Origin of the sequence: Pseudomonas sp. NFACC56-3 (assembly GCF_900100025.1) — a bacterium.
Lineage (GTDB): Bacteria > Pseudomonadota > Gammaproteobacteria > Pseudomonadales > Pseudomonadaceae > Aquipseudomonas > Aquipseudomonas fluorescens_AA.
Genome location: NZ_FMTK01000003.1, coordinates 406,332 through 416,999, shown reverse-complemented (window position 1 = coordinate 416,999; position 10,668 = coordinate 406,332). Strand labels below are relative to the sequence as shown.

At 63.7% G+C, this 10,668-nt stretch carries 9 protein-coding genes; 6 read left to right on the top strand and 3 right to left on the bottom strand.

The window, feature by feature from the left end; translation table 11 throughout:
- The first annotated feature begins 15 nt into the window (after positions 1-15).
- On the top strand, positions 16-1,590 hold the full coding sequence (locus BLO80_RS07180) for an ABC transporter ATP-binding protein (protein WP_092327584.1): 1,575 nt from the start codon (positions 16-18) through the stop codon (positions 1,588-1,590).
- Between the two features lie 5 nt (positions 1,591-1,595).
- Here BLO80_RS07180 and BLO80_RS07175 read toward each other — a convergent pair whose 3' ends face one another.
- From BLO80_RS07175 to BLO80_RS07165, 3 genes are read right to left on the bottom strand one after another with little or no spacing between them, the layout of a single operon-like run.
- Positions 1,596-2,459, bottom strand: coding sequence for a class I SAM-dependent methyltransferase (locus BLO80_RS07175; protein WP_092327531.1), 864 nt, complete (start codon positions 2,457-2,459; stop codon positions 1,596-1,598).
- A 26-nt stretch (positions 2,460-2,485) separates the two neighbouring features.
- The gene (locus BLO80_RS07170; RefSeq protein ID WP_092170273.1) at positions 2,486-2,866 is read right to left on the bottom strand and encodes an antibiotic biosynthesis monooxygenase family protein; all 381 of its coding nucleotides are present in this window, start codon (positions 2,864-2,866) and stop codon (positions 2,486-2,488) included.
- A gap of 56 nt (positions 2,867-2,922) precedes the next feature.
- A complete protein-coding gene (locus tag BLO80_RS07165) occupies positions 2,923-3,816 on the bottom strand; it encodes an NAD(P)/FAD-dependent oxidoreductase (RefSeq protein WP_092327529.1) in 894 nt (297 codons plus the stop codon).
- A 108-nt stretch (positions 3,817-3,924) separates the two neighbouring features.
- Here BLO80_RS07165 and BLO80_RS07160 point away from each other — a divergent pair, with 108 nt between their 5' ends.
- The 5 genes from BLO80_RS07160 to BLO80_RS07140 all read left to right on the top strand — a co-directional run bounded on the left by BLO80_RS07160 (position 3,925) and on the right by BLO80_RS07140 (position 10,625).
- Positions 3,925-4,584, top strand: a complete 660-nt coding sequence (locus tag BLO80_RS07160; RefSeq protein WP_092327528.1) for a TetR/AcrR family transcriptional regulator — start codon at positions 3,925-3,927, stop codon at positions 4,582-4,584.
- Entirely contained in the window at positions 4,584-5,999 is a 1,416-nt protein-coding gene (locus BLO80_RS07155; RefSeq protein WP_092327526.1) for a sigma-54 interaction domain-containing protein, read from the top strand. Before BLO80_RS07160 ends, BLO80_RS07155 begins: the two co-directional genes overlap by 1 nt.
- Positions 6,000-6,299: 300 nt before the next feature.
- Complete coding sequence (locus BLO80_RS07150) at positions 6,300-7,691, top strand: GntP family permease (RefSeq protein WP_092254326.1); 1,392 nt, start codon at positions 6,300-6,302, stop codon at positions 7,689-7,691.
- A 7-nt stretch (positions 7,692-7,698) separates the two neighbouring features.
- Positions 7,699-8,475, top strand: a complete 777-nt coding sequence (locus tag BLO80_RS07145) for a 3-hydroxybutyrate dehydrogenase (protein ID WP_060738100.1) — start codon at positions 7,699-7,701, stop codon at positions 8,473-8,475.
- 194 nt (positions 8,476-8,669) lie between these two features.
- Entirely contained in the window at positions 8,670-10,625 is a 1,956-nt protein-coding gene (locus BLO80_RS07140; protein ID WP_092327525.1) for an acetoacetate--CoA ligase, read from the top strand.
- Positions 10,626-10,668 lie beyond the last annotated feature (43 nt).

Below are 10,668 nucleotides of genomic sequence, written 5' to 3'. Positions count from 1 at the left end.
AAGCGGAACCTTGAGATGAGCGACAACCTGATCGAAATCCGCGACCTGAGCGTGGCCTTCAACGACCAGACGGTGGTGCGCAACCTGTGCCTGGACATCCGCCCTGGCGAATGCCTGGCCCTGGTGGGCGAGTCGGGTTCCGGCAAGTCGGTGACGGCCCATTCGATCCTGCAATTGCTGCCCGAAACCGGCACCCGCACCACCGGTAGCATTCGCTATCGCGGCCAGGAACTGCTGGGTGCCGACGCCAAGACCCTGCGTGAGTTGCGCGGCAACCGCATCGCCATGATCTTCCAGGAGCCGATGACCTCGCTGAATCCGCTGCACAGCGTCGAGAAGCAGATCGGTGAAACCCTGATGCTGCACCGGGGCCTGGGCGGCAAGGCGGCGCGCGAGCGCATTCTGGAGCTGCTGGCCCTGGTGGGCATCCAGAAACCCGCCGAGCGGCTCAAGGCCTACCCCCATCAACTGTCCGGCGGCCAGCGGCAACGGGTGATGATCGCCATGGCCCTGGCCTGCGAGCCGGAGCTGTTGATCGCCGACGAACCGACCACCGCGCTGGACGTGACCGTGCAACGCAAGATCCTGCTGTTGCTCAAGTCCTTGCAGCAACGGCTCGGCATGTCTTTGCTGCTGATCAGTCACGACCTGAACCTGGTGCGCAGCATCGCTCAACGGGTGTGCGTGATGAAGGCCGGGGAAATCGTCGAGCAGGCGCCGTGCGAAACCCTGTTCAGCGCACCGAAACATCCCTACAGCTGCGTGCTGCTGCACGCCGAACCGGAAGGCGAAGCCCTGCCCCGGGACGATCGCGAGGAGGTGTTGCAAGTGCAAGACCTGCGCGTGAGTTTTCCCCTGGGCGGTGGGCTGTTCCGGCGCAAGGAATACCTGCACGCCGTGGACGGTATCAGCCTGAGCGTCCAGCGCGGCAAGACCCTGGGCATCGTCGGCGAATCCGGCTCCGGCAAGTCCACCCTCGGCCAGGCGATCCTGCGGCTGATCGAGTCCGAAGGCAGCATTCGTTTCCAGGGCCAGGCCCTCGATCATCTGTCGCAAAAAGCCCTGCGACCGTGGCGCAAGCAGATGCAGGTGGTGTTCCAGGACCCGTTCGGCAGCCTCAGCCCGCGCATGTCGGTGCAGCAGATCATCAGCGAGGGCCTGGAGGTCCACCAGCCTTCCAGCCCCGAACAGTGTGAAGCCCGAGTGATCCAGGCCCTCAAGGAGGTCGGCCTCGACCCTTCGACCCGTCATCGCTACCCCCACGAGTTCTCCGGCGGCCAGCGCCAGCGCATCGCCATTGCCCGGGCCCTGGTGCTCAAGCCAGCGTTGATTTTGCTGGACGAACCCACCTCGGCACTGGACCGCACCGTGCAGAAACAAGTCGTCGCCCTGCTCCGTCAGCTCCAGCAGAAGTACGACTTGACCTACCTGTTCATCAGCCACGACCTGGCGGTGGTCCGCGCCCTGGCCCACGACATGATCGTGATCAAGGACGGTAAAGTGGTCGAGCAAGGCGCCAGCCAGGACGTGTTCGACTCACCCCAGCATCCCTACACCAAGGAGCTGTTGGCGGCGGCGCATCCCGGGTAATCCTGTCAGCTTGCCGGATTGCGTGCCATGACGATCCACGCCGCGCCGTCCATCATCACCGACCGCTCGCCAGGGAGGCCCGCGAAGACGGCACGAACCGCGGCCCAGGCGCGGGCGCGAATGTCGTCGGACTGATCAGCTAACACAAGCGACAATGGGCCGCCCTCGAACGCCATCTTCACCGCGTCGTCAATCGCCGCGTCCCGCGTCCCGCCCTCGCCGAACGGGATGGCAGCATCAAAGGGCGCGATAGTGATATCGGTGAAGCCGGCCCTCGTCAGGATGCGTGTCAGCCGCCCTCGGTCGCCGAACGAGAACGGGCCGGGCGCTTCGGGACCGGGCGGCGCGGGGAGCGGGACGATGTCCTTGATTGCGGCCATCGGCAAGCGCACCCAATCGTTCTCGGCCACGCCACGCCAGCAGACGAAAGCGACCCGCCCGCCCGGCAGCAGCGCGTGTCGCATATGGGCGAAGGCCCCTGTGGGGTCGTCGAAGAACATGACTCCGAAGCGCGAGAACAGGATGTCGAACGCACCCTCGGGCAGCTCGACGCTGCTGGCGTCGGCGACCCGGAACTGGGCCGGCGTATCCTGTGGCGCCAGTGCGCGCGCTCGACCGATCAGCGGTTCGGATATGTCCACGCCCAGCACATGGCCGCCCGTGCCGACGCGGGAGGCCAGAGCCAGACTCGACGCGCCCGCGCCGCAGCCGATGTCCAGCACGCGTTCGCCCATGGCGGGCGCGGCGGCTTCGATCGCGGCCTGGCCGAATACCGCAAACATGGCGTCGAGCCGGACCTGGTTGGCGGCCCAGTACTCACCGCTTTGGCCATTCCAGTCGGCGACTTGATGGGCATTTTGCTCTGTCATGACATCTCCTCGTCTTGAGTCGTTCTTCAGGCCACGCAAAAGCCGGGGACGGCGACCTTCTGGAACAGGTGCGGGCTGGCCACAACGGATGACGGATATGCAGGAAGTTTCGCGAGGAACGCGGGATCAGTGAAGGCGGCGCGGACCGCCTCGGTGGATTCCCACACCACATAGTTCAGGTAAGTCGGGCTATCGCCGATCGCTCGATGCAGTTGCATGGAAATGAAGCCCGGTTGCTTCGTTATGACCTCGGCAGCTGCCTTGAAAGCGTCCAGGAAGCCCGCTTCATCGGCGGGATCGACGACCGTGAAGAGGTTGATCAGCACGAGAGGCGCGGCCGCGATACCGAGTTGGCGGTCAAATGGAAATTTCTCGTCTAGAGGTTTGAATGGTTTTATGGCGGGCATGGCGGCGCTCCTGTTTATTGTGCAATTGAAACTGGGGAGATCGATGCTGCTTGCCCTCAAACCAGCATCGACTGCTGAGCGGAGATGCCCGCCGTCGCGCCCTGCCATGATGCCGTGGTGACCGAGGGCATTGCCGGGTTGGCGAGGTCGCCGGCGGCGTAGATGCCGGGCACGCTGGTTTCGCGGCGCTCGTCGACCTTGAGGACGATGCCTTGGGGCGTATCGACCGTGGCGAGGCCCAGCGATTCATGCAGGCGTGCGGACGGCTTGTTGCGCGGATGCGCGAACAGGATGTCGACCGCGACAGAGGGGCCGACGTCGAGCCTGACGGTGGCGTTATGGGTCTCGTCATGATCAATTTCGGTGATCCGGCCATCGACGACAGGGATGCCGCGGCGCGCCAGATCGGCCCGCATGTCGGGTGAAATGTCGTGACCATTGGCGAAGACCGTCAACGTGTCAGTCCAATCGTGGTACAGCCTGACGTAGTTGTGCGACATTGGGCCGGACCAGACGAGGCCCCAATGCCGGCCGGCAACTTCAAAGCCGTCGCAATAAGGGCAAGGCACGATGGAGGAGCCCCAGCCTTCGGTAAAGCCAAGAACTTCAGGCATCTGGTCGACGACGCCATAGCTCAGGATCAGGCGGCGCGCCCTGAGGGTTTCGCCCTCGCCCGTGAGGACGGAGAAATCGTCGATGGCGCCGGAGACGCTCTCGGCCCGGGCATTGACCAGTTGGATCGTGGAATAACGTGACAACTGCTGCCGCGCCTCGGCCAGGATCTCCAGCGGTGGCTTGTGGTCGTGGCCGAGCAGGCCATGGGAGTGATCGGCGAAGCGATTGCGCGGCAGGCCGGTATCGAGAACGGTGACCTTGCGGCGGGCACGGCCGAGCTGCAGGGCGGCGGCGAGCCCGGCAAAGCTGCCGCCGATGATGATGACGTCATTCATGGTGATGGGCTCCGCGTATGGATGAAGGAAGATCGGCTTGCAACTTTAAGATACTTAGAAGTACCGTAATTCAAGAATTAGAATACTGTCAAGTACTGGAATTTTTTTATGACCGAAAACAACCAGACCCGGCGCGGCCGTCCTGCCAACGAGGCGCTTGGCCAAACGATAATCGACGCCGCGGGCGAACTTTTTGCGGAATTGGGTTTTCAAGCGACGACCATGGACAAGGTCGCCCAGCGGGCGAAGATCTCCAAGCTCAGCATCTATCGGCACTTCGAGAACAAGGAGGCGCTGTTCAGTGCGGCCATCGCGGCCCACTGCCATCAGTTTGCGCCACAGGCCCTCATTGAAGGCGTCGGCGGTTCGGCGGCAGATCAGCTCATGGCGGTGGGAACTTCCCTGCTGCGCACGTTGTTGAGCCCGGATGTGCGCAGTGTCGAAGCCATGATCGTGGCCGCCAATACCAATCAAAAGTCGCTAAGCAAGCTCCATTACGAAGCCGGCCCCGCCTATGTCATCGCCCAGATCGAGGCGCTGTTGGGTCAGTTGCACGCGAAGGCGGTTCTGAACGTGCCCGACCCTTTGGGATCCGCCCGCTTGTTTGCCGCGCTGTTCAAAGGATCCGATCTCCTGATGATCGCCCGCTTCGATGAGGCCAGAGCAGAGGACGACAACGAAATCGAATCCTATTGCCGGGCGGCCGTCGCCATGTTCATCGCCGCGCACGGTGGCGACGACAAACCCCTCCTCTCTGGAAATGCCTGATGAACCCCACCGAAAGCCTCAAGGATTACAAGCGCGTGCGCACGCTGGCGATCCGTTCGTTGTTCGAGATCATCGAGCAGTCCAGCGAAGGCACGGTGATTGTCGACCGTGACGCGAATATCGTCTGGATGAACGAGCGCTACGCCCGGCGTTTCGGCCTGAACTCGGCGCAGGAAGCGATTGGCCGGGCGTGCGAGAGCGTGATTCCGGGCAGCCTGTTGCGCGAAGTGGTGCGCACCGGGCGCCCGATCCTGCTGGACATGCAGGACACGCCCAAGGAGCCGCTGGTGGTGATGCGCCTGCCGATCCACGACAGCGCGGGCGCGGTGATCGGCGCCATCGGCTTTGCCTTGTTCGATGAATTGCGCAGCCTGTCGCCGATGCTCAAGCGCTACCTGAGCATGCAGGAAGAACTGGCCTCCACCCGCTCATTGCTACGGGCGCGGCAAACCAAGTACAACTTTGCCCATTTCATTGGCACCAGCAGCGCCGGCCTTGAGGTCAAGCGCCGTGCCCGACGCAGTGCCAGCGCCGATTCGCCGGTGCTGCTGCTCGGCGAAACCGGCACCGGCAAGGAACTGCTGGCCCAGGCCATCCACAGCGCTTCGCCGCGGGCGCACAAGGCATTCGTCAGCATCAACAGCGCGGCGATTCCTGAATCGCTGCTGGAGGCCGAGTTCTTCGGCACCGCCCCGGGGGCCTTTACCGGGGCCGACCGCAAGGGCCGTGCCGGCAAACTGCAGATTGCCCAGGGCGGCACGCTGTTCCTCGACGAGATCGGCGACATGCCGCTGCCGCTGCAAAGCAAACTGCTGCGGGTGCTCCAGGAAAAAGAGTACGAACCGGTGGGCTCCAACGAGGTGCTGCAAAGCGACGTGCGAATCATCGCCGCCACCTCCATGGATCTGGAAGCGGCGATCAAGCGCGGAGAGTTCCGCGCCGACCTGTATTACCGCCTCAACGTGCTGCCGATCCGGGTCCCGCCCTTGCGCGAACGCCTGGATGACCTGCCAGCCCTGAGCGAGGCGATCCTGGAAGAGTTGCGCAGCCAGCACGAACTGAACCCCGCCGCCCTCGACCTGCTGCGGCAACACGCCTGGCCGGGCAACATCCGCGAGCTGCGCAATGTGCTGGAACGGGCTGCGCTGCTCAGCGATGACTTGATACTCACGGCAGCGGACATCCGCGCGGCCATCGGGACCTTCATGCCGGTGACGCGCCCAGCGGACATGAGCTTCGAACCCCTGCCCCATGAAACCTTCAGCCAGGCCCGGGCGCGCTTCGACCGACAATTGATCGTAACCACCCTCGCGCAATGCGGCGGCAAGGTGGTGGAAGCGGCCGAGCGGTTGGGGCTGGGGAGGTCGACGTTGTACAAGAAGATGGTGGCGTTGGGGATTGCAGAGTCTCAATAAAGAGACTTCGTTCTCAAAATATAGACTGCCGGTTTTGGAGCGCTTTGCGCTCATCGCGAGCAAGCTCGCTCCCACAGGTCACGGGGTTCTCTTGAACTATGCGCTCAACTGTGGGAGCGAGCTTGCTCGCGATGAGGCCAGCCCACCCCATAAAAATCTCCAAACAGAGACAAAACCCTCGCTTCGCCCCTACTAAACCAAACAATTTCCTTATATTTCAGCCAGTTAAACACCTGGCACAAAACTCGCTAAAGCCCCTCCATAGCATCATCACAACAATAACAATCCAGGAGACACACCATGAGTGTGATCATTGCCTTGGCAGCCCTCGCGCTGCTGATGGTCGCCGCCTACCGTGGCTACAGCGTTATCCTCTTTGCCCCCATCGCCGCCCTCGGTGCCGTCCTGCTCACCGACCCTTCCGCCGTCGCCCCCGCATTCACCGGGGTGTTCATGGAGAAAATGGTCGGCTTCATCAAACTGTATTTCCCGGTGTTCCTGCTCGGCGCGGTGTTCGGCAAGCTGATCGAGCTGTCGGGGTTCTCTCGCTCCATCGTCGCCGCGGCGATTCGCCTGCTGGGGACGCGCCAAGCCATGCTGGTAATCGTGCTCGTCTGCGCCTTGCTGACCTATGGCGGCGTGTCGCTGTTTGTCGTGGTGTTCGCGGTGTACCCGTTCGCCGCCGAGATGTTCCGCCAGAGCAATATCCCCAAGCGTCTGATCCCGGCCACCATCGCCCTCGGTGCGTTCTCCTTCACCATGGACGCCCTGCCCGGCACGCCGCAGATCCAGAACATCATCCCCAGCACGTTCTTCAACACCACCGCCTGGGCCGCACCGTGGCTGGGGGTGATCGGTACACTCTTCGTGTTCAGCCTCGGCATGCTGTTTTTGCAACGCCAGCGCAACAAGGCCCAACGTGCGGGCGAAGGCTACGGCACCGAGCTGCGCAACGAGCCGGAAACCGCCGAAGACATCAAGCTGCCGAACCCGTGGATCGCCGTGTCGCCACTGCTGGCGGTGGGCATCATGAACCTGCTGTTCACCCAGTGGATTCCACAGTGGTATGGCAAGACCCACAGCCTGGCGCTACCGGGCATGGCGACACCGGTGACCAGCGACATCGCCAAGCTCACCGCGATCTGGGCGGTGCAAGCGGCGTTGCTGGTAGGCATCATCATGGTCTTGCTGTTCGGCTTCCGGGCCATTCGCAGCAAGTTGGCCGAAGGCAGCAAGAGCGCCGTGGGCGGCGCGTTGCTGGCGGCGATGAACACCGCTTCGGAATACGGCTTCGGCGCGGTCATCGCGTCTTTGCCGGGCTTCCTGGTGCTGGCCGACTGGCTAAAGAACATTCCCAACCCACTGGTCAACGAAGCGGTGACGGTCACGCTGCTGGCGGGCATCACCGGCTCCGCCTCGGGCGGCATGAGCATCGCCTTGGCGGCGATGTCCGAAAGTTTCATCAACGCCGCCCACGCCGCCAACATTCCCCTGGAAGTGCTGCACCGAGTGGCCGCCATGGCCAGCGGCGGCATGGACACCCTGCCCCACAACGGCGCGGTGATTACCCTGCTGGCGGTGACGGGGTTGACCCACCGCGAAGCCTACAAAGACATTTTCTGCATTACGCTGATCAAGACGCTCGCGGTGTTCTTCGTGATCGCTGTGTTCTACGCCACTGGCATTGTGTGAGGTTCCCATGACAACTGCTCTTTCGGGCAAGACCGCCCTGGTCACCGGTTCTACCAGCGGCATCGGCCTGGGCATCGCCCTGAGCCTGGCCAAGGCCGGCGCCAACCTGATCCTCAACGGCTTCGGCGATGCCTCGGCGGTGATCGCCGAGGTCAAACAATTCGGCGGCAAGGTCGGTCATCATCCGGCCGATGTCAGCGACCCGGCGCAGATCGCCGACATGCTCGCCTACGCCGAGCGCGAGTTCGGCGGCGTGGACATCCTGGTGAACAACGCCGGGATCCAGCATGTGGCCGCCGTGGAGGATTTTCCGGTGGAACGCTGGGACTCGATCATCGCCATCAACCTGTCCTCGGTGTTCCACGCCACCCGCCTGAGCCTGCCGGGCATGCGGGCCAAAGGCTGGGGCCGGATCGTCAACATCGCCTCGGTGCATGGCCAGGTCGGCTCGGTGGGCAAGGCGGCGTATGTCGCGGCCAAGCATGGGGTGATCGGCCTGACCAAGGTGGTCGGCCTGGAGACCGCCACCAGCAACGTGACCTGCAACGCCATCTGCCCGGGCTGGGTGCTAACGCCACTGGTGCAAAAACAGATCGACGACCGCATTGCCGCCGGCGTTGACCCGCAACAGGCACAACATGATCTGTTGGCCGAGAAACAACCGTCCCTGGAATTCGTCACCCCGCCGCAACTGGGGGAACTGGTGCTGTTCCTGTGCAGCGAAGCCGGCAGCCAGGTGCGAGGCGCGGCGTGGAATATCGATGGTGGGTGGCTGGCCCAGTAACACCACAACCTTGTGTGGTGAAAGCGCGCTCTTCGTGGCGAGGGAGCTTGCTCCCGCTGGACTGCGAAGCAGGCCCAACAGGCGGCCGCTACGCAGCCGAGCGGGAGCAAGCTCCCTCGCCACAGAAGCGGTTCTCGCCATTAATAACGCCTTGTGCTGCAATGTTTACAAGCCCGAAAAACAAGAGGCACCCCATGTCCGACCTCCTCTGGCAACCCAGCCCCGAACGCATCGCCCAGTCGCGCATGAACGCCTTTCGCCGGTTCGTCAACGCGCGGCATCACCTGCAACTGAATGACTACCCCGCCCTGCACGCCTGGAGCATCGACCAGCGCGAGGCCTTCTGGCAGGCCATCGTCGACTTCTTCGAGATCCACTTTCACCACGCTCCCGACGCGGTACTGGTGGAGGGTGCGCAAATGCCCAGCGCCCAGTGGTTCCCTGGCGCCACGCTGAACTTCGCCGAGCACCTGCTGCGCCGCCGCGATGACGCCGTCGCGGTGGTGGCACTGGCCGAAAACGGCGGCCAGGAACAACTGACCTGGGCCGAACTCGCCGCCCATGTCGCCGGCCTGCAGAAAAGCCTGCAAGCCGCTGGCGTCACCCGGGGTGACCGGGTCGCCGCCTGCATGCCCAACACCTGGCAGACATTGGTGGGCATGCTCGCCAGCACCAGCCTGGGCGCCATCTGGTCATGCTCGTCACCGGACTTCGGCACCCAGGGCGTCATCGACCGATTCGGCCAGATCGAGCCCAAGGTGCTGATCACCTGCGCCGGTTATCGCTACGCCGGCAAGGTCATCGACCAGCGGGCCAAGGTCAATGAAATCCTCGAACGGCTGCCGTCGCTGCAACAACTGATCGTGTTGCCTTATGCCCAGCCTGACGCCCGCCCCGAGGACTTCGAGACCCCAGCCGCGGTCGCGTTGTGGAACGACTTCTATCAACACGGTGGCGAACCGGAATTCGTCAGCGTTCCGTTCGACCACCCGCTGTACATCCTGTACTCCAGCGGCACCACCGGCGTGCCGAAGTGCATCGTCCACGGCACCGGTGGCGTGCTGCTGCAACACGTCAAGGAACATGGCCTGCACGTCGACCTCGGCTCCGAGGATCGGCTGTTCTACTACACGACCTGCGGCTGGATGATGTGGAACTGGCTGGTGTCGGCCCTCGCCGTGGGTAGCGCGGTGGTGCTCTACGATGGCTCGCCGTTCCACCCCGGCCCCGAGCGCTTGCTGGACCTGATCGACCAGCAGCGCATCAGCGTCTTCGGCACCAGCCCCAAATTCCTCGCCTCCCTGGAAAGCGAAGGCCTCAAGCCCCGGCAGACGCACCGCCTGGACAGCCTGAAGACCCTCCTCTCCACCGGTTCAGCGCTGGCCCCCCATAGCTACGACTACGTCTACCGGGACATCAAGCCCGACGTCTGCCTGGCCTCGATGTCCGGCGGCACCGACATTGTGTCCTGCTTCGTCAACGGCAACCCACTGTCGCCGGTGCGCCGGGGCGAAATGCAGGGCAAGAGCCTGGGCATGGCCGTGCAGGTCTGGAACGAGGCCGGCAACCCAGTCATCGGTGAAAAAGGCGAGCTGGTGTGCACCCGGCATTTCCCGGCGATGCCCATTGGTTTATGGAACGACCCTCGGCAGGAAAAACTTCGCGCCTCCTATTTCGCCCAGTTCCCCGGGGTGTGGGCCCAAGGCGACTACGCCGAGGAACTGCCCCACGGCGGCCTGTTGATCCATGGGCGCTCCGACGCCGTGCTCAACCCTGGCGGCGTGCGCATCGGCACCGCGGAAATCTATCGGCAGGTGGAAAAGGTCGAGCAGGTGCTGGACAGCGTCGCCATCGGCCAGCAATGGCAGGGCGATGTCCGGGTGGTGCTGTTCGTGCGCCTGCGCGATGGTGTGACGCTGGATGACGCCTTGGAACAGCGGATTCGCCAGGTCATCCGGACCCACACCACACCACGGCATGTGCCGGCGAAGATCCTCGCAGTCAGTGATATTCCGCGGACCATCAGCGGCAAGGTGGTGGAGTTGGCGGTGCGCAACGTGGTGCATGGCGAGGCGGTGAAGAACACCGATGCCCTGGCCAACCCCGAGGCGTTGGAGCAGTTTCGGGATCGGCCGGAGCTTGCGAGCTGACCGTCAGGGCCTCATCGCGAGCAAGCTCGCTCCCACAGTGGAT

Bases quoted from the DNA above. Each gene is read 5' to 3' on its own strand.
- BLO80_RS07155 (WP_092327526.1), top strand. From the start codon at position 4,584: ATGAACCCCACCGAAAGCCTCAAGGATTACAAGCGCGTGCGCACGCTG.
- BLO80_RS07145 (WP_060738100.1), top strand. From the start codon at position 7,699: ATGACAACTGCTCTTTCGGGCAAGACCGCCCTGGTCACCGGTTCTACC.
- BLO80_RS07175 (WP_092327531.1), bottom strand. From the start codon at position 2,459: ATGACAGAGCAAAATGCCCATCAAGTCGCCGACTGGAATGGCCAAAGC.
- BLO80_RS07180 (WP_092327584.1), top strand. From the start codon at position 16: ATGAGCGACAACCTGATCGAAATCCGCGACCTGAGCGTGGCCTTCAAC.
- BLO80_RS07160 (WP_092327528.1), top strand. From the start codon at position 3,925: ATGACCGAAAACAACCAGACCCGGCGCGGCCGTCCTGCCAACGAGGCG.
- BLO80_RS07140 (WP_092327525.1), top strand. From the start codon at position 8,670: ATGTCCGACCTCCTCTGGCAACCCAGCCCCGAACGCATCGCCCAGTCG.
- BLO80_RS07150 (WP_092254326.1), top strand. From the start codon at position 6,300: ATGAGTGTGATCATTGCCTTGGCAGCCCTCGCGCTGCTGATGGTCGCC.
- BLO80_RS07170 (WP_092170273.1), bottom strand. From the start codon at position 2,866: ATGCCCGCCATAAAACCATTCAAACCTCTAGACGAGAAATTTCCATTT.
- BLO80_RS07165 (WP_092327529.1), bottom strand. From the start codon at position 3,816: ATGAATGACGTCATCATCATCGGCGGCAGCTTTGCCGGGCTCGCCGCC.